We start from the raw sequence: 16,721 nt of genomic DNA on the forward strand, positions 1-16,721 counted from the left end.
TCCGGCGCCAGGTGCCGGTAGCGGGCGGGTTAGTCTTCCTTGCCCTTGCTGCGCATCGCACGCTGGATTTCGCGATCGGAGTCGCGTTCCTTCTCGGTGTGGCGCTTGTCGAATTCCTTCTTGCCCTTGGCCAGGGCGATCTCGCACTTGATCATGTGCTTCTTCCAGTACAGCGACAGCGCCACGCAGGCGTAGCCCTTCTGCTGCACGGCGCCGAACAGCTTGCCCAGCTCGCGCTTGTTCAGCAGCAGCTTGCGGGTGCGGGTCGGGTCGGCGATGACGTGAGTGCTGGCGCTGGTCAGCGGCGTGATGTGCGCACCCATCAGCCAGGCTTCACCGTCCTTGAGCAGCACGTAGCTGTCGACCAGCTGCGCCTTGCCGGCGCGCAGGCTCTTCACTTCCCAGCCGGCCAGGACGAGGCCCGCCTCGAATTTCTGCTCGATGAAGTAGTCGTGTAGCGCCTTCTTGTTCAGCGCGATGGTCCCGGGGGACTGTTTCTTCTGTTTGGCCATAGGGGCGGCATTATAGGGAGTCCCGTTGCGGCTGGCGACAGGCTGCACGTGGCGGAGAGGAGGAAACTTGAGGGGCCGGCACATATCCCCGACAATGTGCCGGCTTTTGCGCCGAGCCGGCTGCTGTCGGTGCCCTTCGGGTGCGGTTGCGATGCCGGCAGCGCCAGGGCCGTTCAGCTTGGCGCCCATCGAAATGACGAAGTAGAAGGTCTGCATGACGACGCATATTCAACGCTCGGCGCTGCTGCCGTATCCGGCGCAGGCGCTGTTCGACATGGTCAACGACGTAGCCAGCTATCCGCAGTTCCTGCCCTGGTGTTCGGCGACCGAGGTGCTGTCCAGCAGCGACACCGAGATGCAGGCCAGCATGACCGTGGCCAAGGCGGGCTTGAGCCAGCGCTTCATGACGCGCAATGCCCTGCAGGGCGGCAAGCGGATCGAGATGACGCTCGAGGAAGGGCCGTTCAGTCATCTGCATGGCATCTGGGAGTTCAAGGCGCTGGGCGAGAAAGCCTGCAAGATCAGCCTCGACCTGACCTTCGATTACGCCGGGCCGGTGGTCAAGGCCACCCTCGGCCCCTTGTTCAATCAGGCCGCCAATACGTTGGTGGATGCGTTCTGTGCACGGGCGAAGCAACTCTATGGATAAGCAGCCGATTGCCGTCGAAGTCGTTTATGCGCTGGCCGACAAGCAGAAATTGTTGCGGCTGAGCGTGCCCGCGGGGACCACGGTGCGTGATGCCGCGCTGCGCTCGGGGATGGAGGCGCATTTTCCCGGCCTGGACCTGGCCAGCGCGCCGCTGGGCATCTTCGGCAAGGCGGTGCCCAAGCCGGATGAGCGGGTGCTGGAGGATGGCGAGCGCGTGGAAATCTATCGCCCGCTGATCGCCGATCCGAAGGAGGCGCGCAAGCAGCGGGCCGCGCGGGCGGCGATGAAGACGGAAGAATCCTGAGGCCGCGAGGCCATTGACGAAAGAGCCCGGGCTGGCCGGGCTTCGTTCATTCGGTTTCCAGCGGTTCGGGAATCGGCACCGGCACGGCTTCGGCTTCGTCGACTTCGCGCTGGATCTGCTCCTGCAGCGAGCCCGGCGCCGGGCGCTCCTGGGCTTCCTGGCGCTCGCTGCTCGGCGCCGTGACGGTGCCCGGTTGCTGGCGTCCGAGGATCTGCTCGTCGCGGCTGACACCGGGCATGAAATCGCCGGCCAGGCCGACGAGTTGATCGGCACTGTTGAAGACCAGGCTCACGCGTTCTTGCTGGCGCTGGCTGCCGCCGGGTTGAATGCTGTACAGGTAATCCCAGCGGTTGGCGTGGAAGGTATCGGTAATCAGCGGATTGCCCATGATAAACCGCACCTGCTGACGGGTCATTCCGGGGCGCAACTGGTCTATCATGTCCTGCGTGACGACATTGCCCTGTTGAATGTCGACCTTGTAAACCCCGGGGAATGAACAACCGGCGAGTGCGAACAGGCCCACGAAGGTGAGGCTGGCCAGCATGAGCTTGGTGTTTTGCATCGGTGGGTGACTTCCACTATCTTGGCTGGGCAAAGAACCCGGATCATACCCGTATTGAAGGAGGCTGCGAAACAGCAGCAGCGAGAAAGCCAACCATGGTTGAAAATAACGAACTACGTAAAGCGGGTCTGAAAGTTACCCTGCCGCGGGTCAAGATTCTGCAGATGCTGGACACTACCGATCGCCGTCACATGAGTGCCGAAGATGTCTACAAGGCGCTGATGGAGGCGGGCGAGGACGTCGGGCTGGCAACGGTCTATCGTGTGCTGACGCAGTTCGAGGCGGCCGGCCTGGTAGTTCGGCACAACTTCGATGGCGGGCATGCGGTCTTCGAACTGGCCGACAGCGGGCATCACGATCATATGGTCTGTGTCGATAGCGGGGATGTCATCGAGTTCTTCGACCCCGATATCGAGAAGCTGCAGAAAGAGATCGTCAAGCGGCACGGTTATGAACTGGTGGATCACAATCTGGTGCTCTACGTACGCAAGAAGAGCTGATCTTCCGGCGACATGAAAAAGGCGACCCTCGGGTCGCCTTTTTCATGTCGTCCTGCCTGGTGCTCAGGCTTGCGCCGCGCCGACCATCTGCCGGGCATGGGCCAGCGATTGCTCGGTCAGGTCGACACCGCCGAGCATGCGCGCGATCTCCTCGATGCGGCCGCCGTGGTCCAGTTCGGCGACCGCGGTGCGGGTCTCGTCGCTGCCACGGGCCTTGTGCACGAACAGGTGGTGATGGCCCTGGGCGGCGACCTGTGGCAGGTGGGTGACGGTCAGCACCTGGCCGCGTTCGCCGAGCCGGCGCAGTAGCTGGCCGACGATTTCCGCCGTGGGGCCGCCGATGCCGACGTCGACTTCGTCGAATACCAGCGTCGGTACGCGAGAAGTCTGCGCGGTGATCACCTGGATCGCCAGGCTGATGCGCGACAGCTCGCCACCTGAGGCGACCTTGGCCAGCGGGCGGAGCGGCTGCCCGGGGTTGGCGCTGACCAGAAATTCCACCTGCTCCAGGCCAAAGGGCTGGTACTCGCCCTCGGCGGCGGGCTTGAGTTGCACGCTGAACCTGCCACCCGGCATGCCCAGGCGCTGGATTTCCGCTTCCACGGCGGCGGCCAGCTGCTCGGCCGCGGCCTGGCGGATGCGGCTCAGCTCGCCCGCCTTCTCTTCGTAGTGGCGCGCATAGGCGGCCAGCTCTTCGCCGAGGCGCTCGACGGCTTCGTCGTCGGCGTTGAGGTTCTCCAGCTCCTCGAGCAGTTGCTGATGCAGTCCCGGCAGCTCGGGTGGCTGCACGCGGTGCTTGCGCGCCAGGGTATAGATGGTGTCCAGGCGCTCCTCCAGCATCTGCTGGCGCTCGGGGTCGGCATCGAAGTGGTCGACGAAGCGATTCAGCTCGCCCATGGCTTCCTCGACCTGGATCTGTGCGCTGGCCAGCAGGTTGATCGCCTCGACCAGCGCGCCGGGCTGGTTCTGGAAGGCGGCCAGGCGTTGCAGGCTGGCGGTCAGCGCGGACAGCACGTTGCCGGCATCGCTCTCGCTGCACAGCTCCATGACCTGGCGGCAGGCGCCGAGCAGCTGCTCGGCGCTGGCCAGGTTCTTGTGTTCGTGTTCCAGTTGTTCCAGCTCGTGTTCGCCGAGGGCCAGGTTCTCCAGTTCCTCCAGCTGATAGCTGAGCAACTGGTGGCGTGCGCGCTGTTCGTCGCTGCTGTTGCTCAGGCGCTCCAGGCTCTGGCGGGTCTGGCGCCAGCGCTGCGCGGCCAGCTGCACCTGGCGGGCCAGCTCCTGGCTGCCGCTGTATTCGTCGAGCAGGCGCCGGTGGGTGTCGGCCTTGAGCAGCGACTGGTGCTCGTGCTGGCTGTGGATGTCGATCAGCAGCTCGCCCAGCGCCTTGAGGTCGCCCTGGGGGCAGGGTGTACCGTTGATGTAGCCGCGCGAGCGGCCTTCGGCGGTGATCACCCGGCGCAGGATGCAGGGGCCTTCGCTGTCCATGTCCCGTTCGGCCAGCCAGGCGCGGGCGTCGGGGATGTCGTCCAGGTCGAAGCTGGCGAGGATGTCGGCCTTGTCCGCGCCGATGCGCACCACGCTGCTGTCGGCGCGGTCGCCCAGGGCCAGGCCGAGGGCGTCGAGCATGATCGACTTGCCCGCGCCGGTCTCGCCGCTGATGACGCTCATGCCGCGCTTGAGCTCGAGATCCAGGTGTTCGACGATGGCGTAGTTGTGGACCGACAGATGAACCAGCATGGCGAGGCTCCCAGAGTGCTTGGCTGGCTATTTATACAGTAGTTTTTCGAGCGGCCACAAGCCTCAAATAAAAGCGAGAAAAGCAGCCTGAAGCTGCAAACCATAAGCGGGCCCTGGACAGCTGTAGGTCGGGTCACGCTTCATCGACTCGACGAGCGGGGCTACGGTGGATGTAAAAAAGCGACATCCATCCTACGCTGGCTTGCAGTTGCCGTTCTCCCCCTTGAACCAGGATTCCGCGCCCCCATATAGCCGCACAAGCGCGGGTTTGCCACCCGCTGATCGTACGAAGAGGAGGAGCGCATGGCCGACGAGCAGAACCTGGATAACCAGACCCCCGAAACGCCGGAGAACGCCGAGACCGAAGTGGCCGAAGACCTGGCTGCTCGTGTGCAGTCGCTGGAGGAGCAGCTGGCTGCGGCGCAGGATCAGTCCCTGCGGGTGGCTGCCGAGCTGCAGAACATCCGTCGCCGTGCCGAGCAGGACGTGGAGAAGGCGCACAAGTTCGCCCTGGAAAAGTTCGCCGGTGACCTGCTGGCCGTGGCCGATAGCCTGGAGCGCGGTCTCGAGCTGTCGAACCCGGACGATGAGGCGGTCAAGCCGATGCGCGAAGGCGTCGAGCTGACCCTCAAGCTGCTGCTCGACACCCTGGCGCGCCACCAGCTGGAACAGCTCGACCCGCATGGCGAGCCGTTCAATCCGGAGCACCACCAGGCCATGGCCATGGAAGAAAGCACCCACGTCGAGCCGGGCAGCGTGCTCAAGGTGTTCCAGAAGGGGTACCTGCTCAATGGCCGCCTGTTGCGCCCGGCGATGGTCGTGGTCAGCAAGGCGCCGGCAGAGGCGACGCCTTCGATCGACGAGAAGGCTTGAATTCCGGCTGCCAGACCCCATCTGGTAGCCAAGCGTTTTTGTGTTACCCGCGGCCGGTAAAACAGGCGCGGACCAATCGAAATTTCGGAGAGAGAATTAAATGGGCAAGATCATCGGTATCGACCTGGGGACCACCAACTCCTGCGTCTCCATCATGGAAAACGGCAACGTCAAGGTCATCGAGAACGCCGAAGGCGGCCGTACCACCCCGTCCATCATCGCCTACACCAACGACGGCGAGACCCTGGTCGGCCAGTCCGCCAAGCGCCAGGCGGTCACCAACCCGCAGAACACCCTGTACGCGGTCAAGCGCCTGATCGGTCGTCGTTTCGACGAGGATGTGGTGCAGAAGGACATCAAGCTGGTGCCCTACAGCATCGTCAAGGCCGATAACGGCGACGCCTGGGTCGAGGTCAAGGGCCAGAAGATGGCGCCGCCGCAGATCTCCGCCGAAGTGCTGAAGAAGATGAAGAAGACCGCCGAGGACTACCTGGGCGAGGCCGTGACCGAGGCTGTGATCACCGTGCCGGCCTACTTCAACGACAGCCAGCGCCAGGCCACCAAGGACGCCGGCCGCATCGCCGGCCTGGACGTCAAGCGCATCATCAACGAGCCGACCGCGGCGGCGCTGGCCTACGGCATGGACAAGGCCAAGGGCGACCACACCGTGATCGTCTATGACCTGGGCGGCGGTACCTTCGACGTGTCGGTGATCGAGATCGCCGAGGTCGACGGCGAGCACCAGTTCGAGGTGCTGGCCACCAACGGCGACACCTTCCTCGGTGGCGAGGACTTCGACATCCGTCTGATCGACTACCTCGTCGACGAGTTCAAGAAAGAAAGCGGCATGAACCTCAAGGGCGACCCGCTGGCCATGCAGCGCCTGAAGGAAGCCGCCGAGAAGGCCAAGATCGAGCTGTCCTCCAGCCAGCAGACCGACGTCAACCTGCCGTACATCACCGCCGACGCGTCCGGTCCGAAGCACCTCAACGTGAAGATCTCCCGCGCCAAGCTGGAATCGCTGGTCGAGGACCTGGTCGAGCGCACCATCGAGCCCTGCCGCATTGCCCTCAAGGACGCCGGCATCGACGCCTCGAAGATCGACGACGTGATCCTGGTCGGTGGCCAGACCCGCATGCCGCTGGTGCAGCAGAAGGTCGCCGAGTTCTTCGGCAAGGAAGCGCGCAAGGACGTCAACCCGGACGAAGCCGTGGCCATGGGGGCCGCCATCCAGGGCGCCGTGCTGGCCGGTGACGTCAAGGACGTGCTGCTGCTGGACGTCTCCCCGCTGACCCTGGGCATCGAGACCCTGGGTGGCGTGATGACCCCGCTGATCGAGAAGAACACCACCATCCCGACCAAGAAGTCGCAGGTGTTTTCCACCGCCGACGACAACCAGAGCGCGGTGACTATCCACGTGCTGCAGGGCGAGCGCAAGCAGGCCGCGCAGAACAAGTCGCTGGGCCGCTTCGACCTGGCCGAGATCCCGCCGGCGCCGCGTGGCATGCCGCAGATCGAGGTCACCTTCGACATCGACGCCAACGGCATCCTGCACGTGTCTGCCAAGGACAAGGCCACCGGCAAGCAGCAGTCCATCGTGATCAAGGCCAACTCCGGCCTGTCCGAGGAGGAAATCGAGCAGATGGTGCGTGACGCCGAGGCCAACGCCGAGGAAGACCGCAAGTTCGAGGAGCTGGTGACCGCGCGCAACCAGGGTGATCAACTGGTCCACGCCACCCGCAAGATGCTGACCGAGGCCGGCGACAAGGCCAGCGACGACGACAAGACCGCGATCGAGAAGGCGCTCGGCGAACTGGAGCTGGCTATCAAGGGCGACGACAAGGCCGAGATCGAAGCCAAGATCGCTGCGGTGTCCCAGGCTTCCACGCCGCTGGCGCAGAAGATGTACGCCGAGCAGGCGCAGGCGGGCGAAGGCCAGCCGGCGGATGACAAGGCTCAGGCCGGCGACGACGTGGTCGATGCCGAGTTCGAAGAGGTCAAGGACAACAAGTAAGCCCCGGCTTGCTTCCGCTCCAGCCCGCCCCGACTCCGCTCGGGCGGGCATGACCGCTGCGCGGGGGCTTGCTCCCGCGTCGGCGTGTCTGGAGGGCACGAATTTGAGGGTTCAGGACAGTTATGGCCAAACGTGATTTTTACGAGGTGCTGGGCGTCGAGCGCGGCGCCAGCGAGGCGGAGCTGAAGAAGGCGTACCGCCGCCTCGCGATGAAGCATCACCCCGACCGCAATCCGGGCGACAAGGCGGCGGAGGAGGCATTCAAGGAGGCCAACGAGGCCTACGAGGTGCTTTCCGATCCCGGCAAGCGCGCCGCCTACGACCAGTACGGGCATGCTGGCGTCGACCCGCAGATGGGAGCGGGCGCGGCGGGCGCCGGTTATGGCGGCGCCAACTTCTCCGATATCTTCGGCGACGTCTTCAGCGACTTCTTCAGCGGCGGGCGCGGCAGCGCGCGCGGCGGCGCCCAGCGCGGCAGCGACCTGCGCTACACCCTGGAGCTGGACCTGGAAGAGGCGGTGCGCGGCACCACCGTGACCATCCGCGTGCCGACCCTGGTCGAATGCAAGGTTTGCGACGGCTCCGGCGCCAAGAAGGGCACCAGTCCGGTGACCTGTACCACCTGCGGCGGCATCGGTCAGGTGCGCATGCAGCAGGGCTTCTTCTCGGTGCAGCAGACCTGCCCGCGCTGCCACGGCAGCGGCAAGATGATTTCCGACCCCTGCGGCAACTGCCATGGCCAGGGCCGCGTGGAAGAGCAGAAGACGCTGTCGGTCAAGGTGCCGCCGGGCGTCGACACCGGCGACCGCATCCGCCTCTCCGGCGAGGGCGAGGCCGGCACCCAGGGCGGGCCGGCGGGCGACCTCTATGTGGTGGTCAACGTGCGCGAGCACGCGATCTTCCAGCGCGATGGCAAGCACCTGTACTGCGAGGTACCGATCAGTTTCGCCGATGCGGCGCTGGGCGGCGAGCTGGAGGTGCCGACGCTGGATGGCCGCGTCAAGCTGAAGATTCCGGAGGGCACCCAGACCGGCAAGCAGTTCCGTCTGCGCGGCAAGGGCGTCGCGCCGGTGCGTGGTGGTGCGGCAGGCGACCTGATGTGCCGGGTCGTGGTGGAAACGCCGGTCAATCTGAGCAAGCGCCAGCGCGAGATGCTCGAGGAGTTCCGCGGCACGCTGCAGGGCGACACCTCTCATTCGCCCAAGGCCAGCGGTTGGTTCGAGGGTGTGAAACGCTTTTTCGGCGATGTCTGATCGGAAGCTGGGAGCTTGAAGCCGGAAGCCTGAAACGCGCCGGGACAGCCTCCAGCTTCAGGCTTCCAGCTTGGAGCTTTGAGTTATGCGACGTATTGCAGTGATGGGCGCCGCGGGGCGCATGGGCAAGACCCTGATCGAGGCGGTGCAGCAGACCGCGGGCGCTGCCGGGCTGACCGCGGCGATCGACCGACCGGACAGCACCCTGGTCGGTGCGGACGCTGGCGAACTGGCGGCGATCGGCCGTCTGGGTGTGCCGCTGACGGGTGACGTTGCCAAGGCGGTCGACGAGTTCGACGTGCTGATCGACTTCACCCATCCCTCGGTGACCCTGAAGAACCTCGAGGTTTGCCGCCGCGCCGGCAAGGCCATGGTGATCGGCACCACCGGCTTTTCCGTGGAAGAGAAGGAGCGCCTGGCCGCCGCGGCCAGGGAAATCCCGATCGTCTTCGCCGCCAACTTCAGCGTTGGGGTCAACCTCTGTCTCAAGCTGCTGGATACCGCCGCGCGGGTGCTCGGCGACGAAGTCGACATCGAGATCATCGAGGCGCACCACCGGCACAAGGTCGATGCGCCATCGGGCACCGCCCTGCGCATGGGGGAAGTGGTGGCCGATGCGCTTGGGCGTGACCTGCAGAAAGTCGCCATCTACGGCCGCGAAGGGCAGACCGGGGCGCGCCAGCGCGAAACCATCGGCTTCGCCACCGTGCGCGCCGGGGATGTGGTCGGCGACCACACCGTGCTCTTCGCCGCCGAAGGCGAGCGGGTGGAAATCACCCACAAGGCCTCCAGCCGCATGACCTTCGCCAAGGGGGCGGTGCGCGCCGCGCTGTGGCTGGACGAGAAGCCGGCTGGGCTCTATGACATGCAGGACGTGCTCGGCCTGAAATGATTCGCTGCTCGCACTGGCTGCCCTGTGCCCCGTTCGGGTGCGCTGACCGGCTATTTCGGCTGGACCGGAAAGGCGGTTTTGTGTAAGCTTTCCGCTTTAGTGTGTCCACTAAAAGTTGCGCAGAAATGAATCAAACAAAAAAGCGGGATGACCTTCACACGTCATCCCGCTTTTTTACAATCTGCGTCTGCTCCAGCCTTGATCTACGGGAGGTCTCTTGACTAAGCCAGCCACCACGCCAGCCATCCTGGCCCTTGCCGATGGCAGCATCTTTCGCGGCGAATCCATCGGCGCCGATGGCCAGACCATCGGCGAGGTGGTGTTCAACACCGCCATGACCGGCTATCAGGAAATCCTCACCGATCCTTCCTATGCCAAGCAGATCGTCACACTCACCTATCCGCACATCGGCAATACCGGCACCACGCCGGAAGACGCCGAGGCCCGCCAGGTATGGGCCGCCGGCTTGGTCATCCGCGACCTGCCGCTGCTGGCCAGCAACTGGCGCAACAAGCAGTCGCTGCCCGATTACCTGAAGGCCAACGGCACCGTCGCCATCGCCGGTATCGATACCCGCCGCCTGACGCGCATCCTGCGCGAGAAGGGCGCGCAGGACGGTTGCATCCTGGCGGGGGTGGACGCGAGCGAGGAGAAGGCGCTGGAACTGGCGCGCAGCTTCCCGGGGCTCAAGGGCATGGACCTGGCCAAGGAAGTCAGCACCCGGGAGCGCTACGAGTGGCGCTCCAGCGTCTGGAACCTGAAGAGCGACAGCCATCCGGAAATCCCCGCCGCCGAGCTGCCCTACCATGTGGTGGCCTTCGACTACGGCGTGAAGCTGAACATCCTGCGCATGCTCGTCGCGCGCGGCTGCCGCGTCACCGTGCTGCCGGCCCAGACGCCCGCCGGCGAGGCGCTGGCGCTGAACCCGGACGGCGTGTTCCTGGCCAACGGTCCGGGCGATCCCGAGCCGTGCGACTACGCGATCAAGGCGATCCAGGATGTGCTCGAAACCGACATTCCGGTATTCGGCATTTGCCTGGGCCACCAGTTGCTGGCACTGGCTTCCGGCGCCAAGACGGTGAAGATGCCCAACGGCCACCACGGCGCCAACCATCCGGTGCAGGACCTGGATACCGGCGTGGTGATGATCACCAGCCAGAACCATGGTTTCGCCGTGGACGAAGCGAGCCTGCCGGCCAACCTGCGCGCCACCCACAAGTCGCTGTTCGACGGGACCCTGCAGGGCATCGAGCGCACCGACAAGATCGCCTTCAGCTTCCAGGGGCATCCGGAAGCCAGCCCGGGGCCGCACGACGTGGCGCCGCTGTTCGATCGTTTCATCGCGGCGATGGCCGCGCGGCGCTGAGGTCGACATGCTGCCGAGCCTGGGAATCACCGATCTCTGGACCTATGTGCTGGGGACGCTGTTCGTCGTCCTGCTGCCGGGGCCCAATTCGCTGTTCGTACTCGCCACCTCGGCGCAGCATGGCGTGGCGAGCGGCTACAAGGCGGCGAGTGCGGTATTCCTGGGCGATGCGATCCTGATGGCCCTGTCGGCACTGGGGATCGCCTCGCTGCTGCAGGCGGTGCCGATGGTCTTCGTGGTGCTCAAGTATCTCGGCGCGGCCTACCTGTGCTACCTCGGCATCGGCATGTTGCGCGGTGCCTGGCGCAAGCTGCATGCGCCGGAGGCCGCCGCGCAGGCGCTGGAAGCGCACGCGACGGTGAGCAACCCGTTCGGCCGGGCCTTGTTCCTCAGCCTGTCCAACCCGAAGGCGATCCTCTTTTTCATCTCCTTCTTCATTCAGTTCGTCGATCCGGGATACGCCTATCCCGGGTTGTCGTTCCTGGTGCTGGGAGCCATCCTCGAAGCGATCAGCTTCCTGTACCTGAGTTTCCTGATTTTTTGCGGCGTGCGCCTGGCCGACTGGTTTCGCCGGCGCCAACGCCTGGCGGTCGGAGCCACCTCCGGCGTAGGCGCCATGTTTGTCGGTTTCGGCATCAAGCTGGCCGGCGCGACCCTGACCTGAATTTGTTAAGCACGAGAGTCCCATGCCCAAGCGTACAGACATAAAGAGCATCCTGATCCTCGGTGCCGGCCCCATCGTCATCGGCCAGGCCTGCGAGTTCGACTATTCCGGCGCGCAGGCGTGCAAGGCGCTGAAGGAAGAAGGCTTCCGCGTCATCCTGGTGAACTCCAACCCGGCCACCATCATGACCGACCCGGCCATGGCCGACGCCACCTACATCGAGCCGATCAAGTGGGCCACGGTGGCCAAGATCATCGAGAAGGAGCGCCCTGATGCGCTGCTGCCGACCATGGGCGGCCAGACCGCGCTGAACTGCGCGCTGGACCTGGAAAAGCACGGCGTGCTGGAGAAGTTCGGTGTCGAGATGATCGGTGCCAACGCCGATACCATCGACAAGGCCGAGGACCGCTCGCGCTTCGACAAGGCGATGAAGAACATCGGTCTGGCCTGCCCGGTTTCCGGCATCGCGCACAGCATGGACGAAGCCTACGGCGTGCTCGACAAGGTCGGCTTCCCCTGCATCATCCGGCCGTCGTTCACCATGGGTGGCACCGGCGGCGGCATCGCCTACAATCGCGAAGAGTTCGAGGAAATCTGCACCCGCGGCCTCGACCTGTCGCCAACCAGCGAGCTGTTGATCGACGAGTCGCTGATCGGCTGGAAGGAATACGAGATGGAGGTGGTCCGCGACAAGAAGGACAACTGCATCATCGTCTGCTCCATCGAGAACTTCGACCCGATGGGCGTGCACACCGGCGACTCCATCACCGTCGCGCCGGCGCAGACCCTGACCGACAAGGAATACCAGATCATGCGCAACGCCTCGCTGGCGGTGCTGCGCGAGATCGGCGTGGAAACCGGCGGCTCCAACGTGCAGTTCGGCATCTGCCCGAACACCGGGCGCATGGTGGTGATCGAGATGAACCCGCGCGTGTCGCGTTCCTCGGCACTGGCCTCCAAGGCCACCGGCTTCCCGATCGCCAAGATCGCCGCCAAGCTGGCCGTCGGCTACACCCTCGACGAACTGCAGAACGACATCACTGGCGGCCGTACCCCGGCCTCGTTCGAGCCGGCCATCGACTACGTGGTGACCAAGGTACCGCGCTTCGCCTTCGAGAAATTCCCCAAGGCCGACGCCCGCCTGACCACCCAGATGAAGTCGGTCGGTGAGGTCATGGCCATCGGCCGGACCTTCCAGGAGTCGATGCAGAAGGCCCTGCGTGGCCTGGAAGTCGGCGCCACCGGTTTCGATCCGAAGCTGAACCTGGCCGATGCCGAGGCCGAGAGCACGCTCAAGCGCGAGTTGACCGTGCCGGGCGCCGACCGCATCTGGTTCGTGGCCGATGCCTTCCGTGCCGGCAAGAGCGTCGAAGACGTGTTCGCCCTGACCAGGATCGATCCCTGGTTCCTGGTGCAGATCGAGGATCTGGTCAAGGACGAGGAACAGGTCAAGACCCTCGGCCTGTCCAGCATCGACCGTGACCTGATGTACAAGCTCAAGCGCAAGGGCTTCTCCGACGCGCGCCTGGCCAAGCTGCTCGGCGTCACCGAGAAGAACCTGCGCAGCCACCGCCACAAGCTCAAGGTGCTGCCGGTGTACAAGCGCGTCGACACCTGCGCCGCCGAGTTCGCCACCGACACCGCCTACATGTACTCGACCTACGAGGAAGAGTGCGAGGCCAACCCGAGCGCTCGCGACAAGATCATGATCCTCGGCGGCGGCCCCAACCGCATCGGCCAGGGCATCGAGTTCGACTACTGCTGCGTACATGCCGCGCTGGCCATGCGTGAAGACGGTTACGAGACCATCATGGTCAACTGCAACCCGGAGACCGTCTCCACCGACTACGACACCTCCGACCGCCTGTATTTCGAGCCGGTAACCCTGGAGGACGTGCTGGAGATCGTCCGCGTCGAGCAACCCAAGGGCGTCATCGTGCAGTACGGCGGACAGACCCCGCTGAAGATCTGTCGCGCCCTGGAAGAGGCCGGCGTGCCGATCATCGGCACATCGCCGGACGCCATCGACCGCGCCGAAGACCGCGAGCGTTTCCAGCAGATGGTGCAGCGCCTGAACCTGCGCCAGCCGCAGAACGCCACCGCGCGCAGCGAGGAGGAGGCCATCGCCGCCTCCAAGGCCATCGGCTATCCGCTGGTGGTGCGTCCGTCCTACGTGCTGGGTGGTCGCGCGATGGAGATCGTCTACGAGGAAGAGGAGCTCAAGCGCTACATGCGCGAAGCGGTGCAGGTGTCCAACGACAGCCCGGTGCTGCTCGACCACTTCCTCAACTGCGCCATCGAGGTGGACGTGGACGCCGTCTGTGACGGCGAGACCGTGGTGATCGGCGGCATCATGCAGCACATCGAGCAGGCCGGCGTGCACTCCGGCGACTCGGCCTGCTCGCTGCCGGCCTACTCGCTGCCGCAGCCCATCCAGGACGAGATCCGCGAGCAGGTGCGCAAGATGGCCCTGGAGCTCGATGTGGTCGGCCTGATGAACGTGCAGATGGCCGTGCAGGGCGAAGATATCTACGTGCTCGAGGTCAACCCGCGCGCCTCGCGTACCGTGCCGTTCGTTTCCAAGTGCATCGGCGAGTCGCTGGCCAAGGTCGCCGCGCGGGTCATGGCGGGCAAGAGCCTGGCCGAAGTCGGTTTCACCCGCGAGATCATCCCGGGCTATTTCAGCGTCAAGGAAGCGGTGTTCCCGTTCGCCAAGTTCCCTGGCGTCGACACCATCCTCGGCCCGGAGATGAAATCCACCGGCGAGGTGATGGGCGTCGGCGACAGCTTCGCCGAGGCCTTCGCCAAGGCCCAGCTGGGTGCCAGCGAAATCCTGCCGACCTCCGGTTGCGCCTTCCTCAGCGTGCGCGAGGACGACAAGCCCTACGTCGAGCAGGTCGCCCGCGATCTGGTTGGCCTCGGCTTCGAGGTCGTGGCCACCGCCGGCACCGCACGGATCATCGAGGCCGCCGGGCTGCCGGTGCGCCGTGTGAACAAGGTGACCGAAGGTCGTCCGCATGTGGTCGACATGATCAAGAATGACGAAGTCACCCTGATCATCAATACTACCGAGGGTCGCCAGTCCATCGCCGATTCGTACTCCATCCGTCGCAACGCCCTGCAGCACAAGATCTGCATCACCACCACCATCGCCGGTGGCCAGGCAATCTGTGAGGCGCTCAAGTTCGGTCCCGAGAAGACCGTGCGCCGCTTGCAGGATCTCCATGCAGGAATCAACGCATGACAAAATTCCCCATGACCGTCCAGGGCGCGCGCGCCCTGGAAGAAGAACTCAAGCACCTGAAAACCGTGCTGCGGCCGCAGATCACCCAGGCCATCGCCGAGGCGCGCGAGCTGGGCGATCTCAAGGAGAACGCCGAGTACCATGCCGCCCGTGAACAGCAAGGCATGGTCGAGGCACGCATTCGCGATATCGAGGGCCGCCTGCAGAACGCCCAGGTCATCGATATCGCCAGCATCCCGCACACCGGCAAGGTGATCTTCGGCACCACCGTGGACATCGCCAACGTCGAGACCGACGAGCAGGTGACCTACCAGATCGTCGGCGACGACGAGGCCGACATCAAGCAGGGCAAGCTGTCGGTTAGCTCGCCCATCGCCCGCGCCCTGGTGGGCAAGGAAGAAGGCGACGTGGTCGCGGTCAAGACGCCCAGCGGCGTCATCGAGTACGAGATTGTCGAGGTCCGTCATATCTGACAGCCCGCCCCCACGGGCTGGCAACATCAGCTGGCAGCTGGCCCAGACGTTCTGGGTCGGCGGGCTCTGGTTGCTGCAGTTCGTCGTTCTGCCGGCGTTGGACAAGATCGGCCTGGCGCCTCTGCTGATCGAGGAGATCGGCAGCAGCCTGCGCCCGTTGCTGGTGGGCTTCGCGGCTTTCTGCGCGGTGCTGCAGCTGATCGTGCTGGGGCTGGCCGAAGGCTTTCGCAGCCTGTGGCGGGACATGCGTGGCCAGTTGCTGAGCGCGGTCCTGCTGCTGGGCATCAGCCATGTTGCGAGCACCGGCGGCGGGGCACTCTACTGGCCCAACTTCAGTTACCTGGCCATGGCCCTGTGTGGCCTGGTGTTGGTGTTGCAACCGTTGCCCGGGGCTCGTCGATAGTTGTCGGTGGACGAAGGTCCGGATGGAATCTTGTGGCCGAGGACACTTTTTGTAGGAGCCAGCTTGCTGGCGATCCGGCGTGACTATCGCCGCCGCCTCCGGGCTCCCACCGCGGCTGGCATGGGGTGGGCGCCAAGTGTTCGGGCTGGCTTCGGGCGAAGCCCCTCCGGCTGTCAGGCCTGGAAGCGATGGATGTTGGAAAGCTGCTTGTTGACCTTCGGGTTGCGGCGGTAGACCAGGGCCATCTTGCCGATCGTCTGGACCAGCTCGCACTTGCCGATCGCGCAGAGCTCCTCCATCAGGGCACGGCGATCCTCGCGTTCGGTGATGCGGAACTGGACCTTGATCAGCTCGTGATCGTTCAGGGCGCGTTCGAGCTCGGCCTGGACCCCTTCGGTCAACCCGTTTTCGGCTACGATGAGTACCGGTTTCAGGTGATGGCCGATGGATTTGTAGTGTTTCTTCTGCTCGTTGGTGAGCGGCATATTTCGACCCTTGCGTCAGAACCCTTGAAAAACGGCCGCTAGTGTAACCGAGAGGTACCGGGCCGCACAGATGAGGTATCAGCTTGGCACGCTCCAAGACCAGCCCGCGTTGGCTGAAAGAACATTTCGACGATCCCTACGTGAAGATGGCGCAACGCGATGGCTATCGTTCGCGCGCCAGCTACAAGCTGCTGGAGATCCAGGAAAAGGATCGCATCCTGCGCCCGGGCATGACCGTGGTCGACCTCGGTGCGGCGCCGGGCGGTTGGTCGCAGGTCACCAGCCGGGTCATCGGTGACAAGGGGCGGTTGATCGCTTCTGACATCCTGCCGATGGACAGCATTGCCGACGTGACCTTCATCCAGGGCGATTTCACCGAGGACGAGGTGTTCGGGCAGATATTGGAGGCGATCGGCGAGCATCCGGTCGACCTTGTGATTTCCGACATGGCCCCCAATATGAGTGGAGTGCGGGCCGCGGACCAGCCGCGGGCGATGTTCCTCTGCGAGCTGGCGCTGGACCTGGCCGCGCGCGTGCTGCGCCCGGGCGGGGATTTCCTGATCAAGATCTTTCAGGGCGAGGGTTTCGATGCCTACCTGAAAGAGGTACGGCAGAACTTCGAGAAGGTGCAGATGCGCAAGCCGCTGTCTTCTCGCGATCGTTCCCGTGAGCAGTACCTGCTGGCGCGCGGCTTCAAGGGTGGCCAGGCCGACTAGCGGCCGCGGTGCCGAATGCCGGCCGCTGTGGTCCATAGGACAGGGCTTCGGTCGAACGAACGGCTAGACTGTTT

Annotated in this window: 17 protein-coding genes; 13 read left to right on the top strand and 4 right to left on the bottom strand. The window is 64.8% G+C overall.

The window, feature by feature from the left end; genetic code table 11:
- Positions 1 to 29: 29 nt before the first annotated feature.
- Positions 30 to 512, bottom strand: coding sequence for an SsrA-binding protein SmpB (gene smpB / locus CXK94_RS18235; protein ID WP_102895365.1), 483 nt, complete (start codon positions 510 to 512; stop codon positions 30 to 32).
- Positions 513 to 726: 214 nt separating this feature from the next.
- Here smpB and CXK94_RS18240 point away from each other — a divergent pair, with 214 nt between their 5' ends.
- Positions 727 to 1,161, top strand: a complete 435-nt coding sequence (locus tag CXK94_RS18240) for a type II toxin-antitoxin system RatA family toxin (protein ID WP_037043483.1) — start codon at positions 727 to 729, stop codon at positions 1,159 to 1,161.
- Positions 1,154 to 1,465 carry an RnfH family protein gene (locus CXK94_RS18245; RefSeq protein ID WP_102895366.1) on the top strand — a complete coding sequence of 104 codons (312 nt, stop codon included), beginning with the start codon at positions 1,154 to 1,156 and terminating at the stop codon, positions 1,463 to 1,465. Before CXK94_RS18240 ends, CXK94_RS18245 begins: the two co-directional genes overlap by 8 nt.
- A gap of 46 nt (positions 1,466 to 1,511) precedes the next feature.
- On the opposite strand, the gene CXK94_RS18250 is transcribed toward CXK94_RS18245, so the two are convergent.
- Entirely contained in the window at positions 1,512 to 2,027 is a 516-nt protein-coding gene (locus tag CXK94_RS18250; protein WP_037043489.1) for an outer membrane protein assembly factor BamE, read from the bottom strand.
- A 95-nt stretch (positions 2,028 to 2,122) separates the two neighbouring features.
- Between CXK94_RS18250 and fur the strand changes: the two genes are divergently transcribed.
- Positions 2,123 to 2,527, top strand: a complete 405-nt coding sequence (gene fur / locus CXK94_RS18255; protein ID WP_037043491.1) for a ferric iron uptake transcriptional regulator — start codon at positions 2,123 to 2,125, stop codon at positions 2,525 to 2,527.
- Positions 2,528 to 2,590: 63 nt separating this feature from the next.
- Here fur and recN read toward each other — a convergent pair whose 3' ends face one another.
- Positions 2,591 to 4,264 (bottom strand): DNA repair protein RecN, encoded by a 1,674-nt coding sequence (recN, locus tag CXK94_RS18260; RefSeq protein ID WP_102895367.1) that lies wholly within the window; start codon positions 4,262 to 4,264, stop codon positions 2,591 to 2,593.
- Positions 4,265 to 4,567: 303 nt separating this feature from the next.
- Between recN and grpE the strand changes: the two genes are divergently transcribed.
- The 9 genes from grpE to CXK94_RS18305 all read left to right on the top strand — a co-directional run bounded on the left by grpE (position 4,568) and on the right by CXK94_RS18305 (position 15,446).
- Complete coding sequence (grpE, locus tag CXK94_RS18265; RefSeq protein ID WP_037043497.1) at positions 4,568 to 5,137, top strand: nucleotide exchange factor GrpE; 570 nt, start codon at positions 4,568 to 4,570, stop codon at positions 5,135 to 5,137.
- Between the two features lie 100 nt (positions 5,138 to 5,237).
- The gene (dnaK, locus tag CXK94_RS18270; protein ID WP_102895368.1) at positions 5,238 to 7,151 is read left to right on the top strand and encodes a molecular chaperone DnaK; all 1,914 of its coding nucleotides are present in this window, start codon (positions 5,238 to 5,240) and stop codon (positions 7,149 to 7,151) included.
- A gap of 122 nt (positions 7,152 to 7,273) precedes the next feature.
- The gene (gene dnaJ / locus CXK94_RS18275; RefSeq protein WP_102895369.1) at positions 7,274 to 8,404 is read left to right on the top strand and encodes a molecular chaperone DnaJ; all 1,131 of its coding nucleotides are present in this window, start codon (positions 7,274 to 7,276) and stop codon (positions 8,402 to 8,404) included.
- Between the two features lie 85 nt (positions 8,405 to 8,489).
- On the top strand, positions 8,490 to 9,296 hold the full coding sequence (gene dapB, locus CXK94_RS18280; protein ID WP_102895370.1) for a 4-hydroxy-tetrahydrodipicolinate reductase: 807 nt from the start codon (positions 8,490 to 8,492) through the stop codon (positions 9,294 to 9,296).
- A 217-nt stretch (positions 9,297 to 9,513) separates the two neighbouring features.
- Positions 9,514 to 10,662 (top strand): glutamine-hydrolyzing carbamoyl-phosphate synthase small subunit, encoded by a 1,149-nt coding sequence (gene carA, locus CXK94_RS18285; RefSeq protein ID WP_102895371.1) that lies wholly within the window; start codon positions 9,514 to 9,516, stop codon positions 10,660 to 10,662.
- A gap of 10 nt (positions 10,663 to 10,672) precedes the next feature.
- On the top strand, positions 10,673 to 11,326 hold the full coding sequence (leuE, locus tag CXK94_RS18290; RefSeq protein WP_102895422.1) for a leucine efflux protein LeuE: 654 nt from the start codon (positions 10,673 to 10,675) through the stop codon (positions 11,324 to 11,326).
- A 22-nt stretch (positions 11,327 to 11,348) separates the two neighbouring features.
- Complete coding sequence (carB, locus tag CXK94_RS18295) at positions 11,349 to 14,570, top strand: carbamoyl-phosphate synthase large subunit (protein WP_102895372.1); 3,222 nt, start codon at positions 11,349 to 11,351, stop codon at positions 14,568 to 14,570.
- The gene (gene greA, locus CXK94_RS18300; RefSeq protein ID WP_102895373.1) at positions 14,567 to 15,043 is read left to right on the top strand and encodes a transcription elongation factor GreA; all 477 of its coding nucleotides are present in this window, start codon (positions 14,567 to 14,569) and stop codon (positions 15,041 to 15,043) included. Before carB ends, greA begins: the two co-directional genes overlap by 4 nt.
- A complete protein-coding gene (locus tag CXK94_RS18305) occupies positions 15,021 to 15,446 on the top strand; it encodes a DUF4149 domain-containing protein (RefSeq protein WP_102895374.1) in 426 nt (141 codons plus the stop codon). Before greA ends, CXK94_RS18305 begins: the two co-directional genes overlap by 23 nt.
- A gap of 173 nt (positions 15,447 to 15,619) precedes the next feature.
- Here the strand turns inward: CXK94_RS18305 and CXK94_RS18310 are convergent, their stop codons facing one another.
- Complete coding sequence (locus CXK94_RS18310; protein ID WP_102895375.1) at positions 15,620 to 15,931, bottom strand: YhbY family RNA-binding protein; 312 nt, start codon at positions 15,929 to 15,931, stop codon at positions 15,620 to 15,622.
- 83 nt (positions 15,932 to 16,014) lie between these two features.
- Here CXK94_RS18310 and rlmE point away from each other — a divergent pair, with 83 nt between their 5' ends.
- Positions 16,015 to 16,647, top strand: a complete 633-nt coding sequence (gene rlmE / locus CXK94_RS18315; RefSeq protein WP_102895376.1) for a 23S rRNA (uridine(2552)-2'-O)-methyltransferase RlmE — start codon at positions 16,015 to 16,017, stop codon at positions 16,645 to 16,647.
- The last annotated feature ends 74 nt before the right edge of the window (positions 16,648 to 16,721 follow it).

This window comes from Stutzerimonas stutzeri (genome assembly GCF_002890915.1).
In the GTDB taxonomy this organism is placed as follows: domain Bacteria; phylum Pseudomonadota; class Gammaproteobacteria; order Pseudomonadales; family Pseudomonadaceae; genus Stutzerimonas; species Stutzerimonas stutzeri_AF.